Annotated in this window: 1 protein-coding gene; it reads left to right on the top strand. The window is 59.5% G+C overall.

Features of this window, described 5'->3' with window-relative positions; genetic code table 11:
* The first annotated feature begins 122 nt into the window (after window positions 1–122).
* Window positions 123–1157 carry an IS110 family RNA-guided transposase gene (locus AC11W3_RS19215; protein ID WP_484093566.1) on the top strand — a complete coding sequence of 345 codons (1035 nt, stop codon included), beginning with the start codon at window positions 123–125 and terminating at the stop codon, window positions 1155–1157.
* Window positions 1158–1449 lie beyond the last annotated feature (292 nt).

Raw genomic sequence — 1449 nt, 5'->3', positions numbered from 1 at the left:
AGATGGGGTAATCGGCCGGCGGCTTGTGGATAGCTGAAGATTTTGGGTGCTGCGCTTCAGGCTGATGGTGAAACGAGGTCACCGTGTGAACGGGCCTCAAGCATCAGAAGGAGAAGCGCAGCATGGAGCATTTTGCTGGACTGGACGTATCGGTCAAGGAGACCAGCGTCTGCATTGTGGATGAGACGGGGAAGATGGTTCGGGAAGTGAAGGTGGCGAGCGAACCCGAAGCGTTGTTGGCGGTGCTGAAGAACCCCGCCTACCACTTCAAGCGAATTGGATTGGAAGCCGGGCCGCTGTCGCAATGGCTTTACAGCGTGCTCGCCGAAGCCGGCTTGCCGGTGATCTGCGTCGAGACGCGGCACATGCGAGCTGTGTTGAAGGCGCAGATCAACAAGACCGACCGCAACGATGCCCGCGGCATGGCACAGATGATGCGGGTGGGGCTTTATCGCCCGGTGCATGTGAAGACGTTACACAGTCAGAAACTGCGGATGCTGCTGACGCACCGCAAACTGCTGCAGTCGAAGGCCATCGCCATCGAGAACGACTTGCGTGGCACCTTGCGCAACTTCGGCCTCAAAGTTGGCATGGCTGGAAAAGCAAGGTTCGAGGCACGCATCAGGGAACTCGTCGCGAACCAGCCCGATTTGGCTGCGCTGGTTGAACCGCTGCTCGTTGTCCGACGAACGCTTCGCGAGCAGTTCTGCATCCTACATCGCCGCCTCCTGGCCATCGTGCGGAACGATGAAGTGTGCCGGCGCCTGATGACGACCCCAGGCGTTGGCCCGGTGGTGTCGCTGACCTATCGAGCCACTGTCGACGTGCCCGCTCGCTTCCGTAAATCCAAGTCTGTTGGGGCGGTGTTTGGGCTGACGTGCGCCAAGTATCAATCGGGCGAGGTGGATTGGAACGGCAGAATATCGCGCTGTGGAGACGAGATGATGCGGACAATGCTCTACGAGGCCGCTCAGAGCATGCTGTATTCGAGGAAATGGTCGTGGCTCAAGGCTTGGGCGATGCAGATCGCCAGGCGCCGCGGCATGAAGAAGGCGATCGTGGCCCTGGCACGTCGGCTGGCCGTCATCATGCACCGCATCTGGGTTGATGGCACTGAGTTCCGCTGGACCCGGGAACAAGCCGCGGCAGCCGCATGAAACCCGTGCAGAATCAAATCCGATAGGAGGAAACTTGAGCTCCACCCAGCGGTGGAATGATGTCCCTCGCGGGACGATGGATGAGGTGAGTTCGCATGTCGGCTTGGACCTGCCGTCAACCTGACGGCAAGGCCGCCCAAAAGATTGTTCCACCTCGTCCTCGAATTCCATGATGGAAGGGCCTTGGTGCCGATTCCGAAGAGAAGCGCGAGCCCGCGAGCGACATCAACACTGCAGTGGTGGATAGCCTGAAAGTGCTTGACCCAAACTGGCCGATTAGAGAAGCCGACAT

This window comes from Geomonas sp., assembly GCF_056994735.1.
Note: the sequence above shows the minus strand (reverse complement) of the source record. Positions and strands in the feature narration are given on the sequence as shown.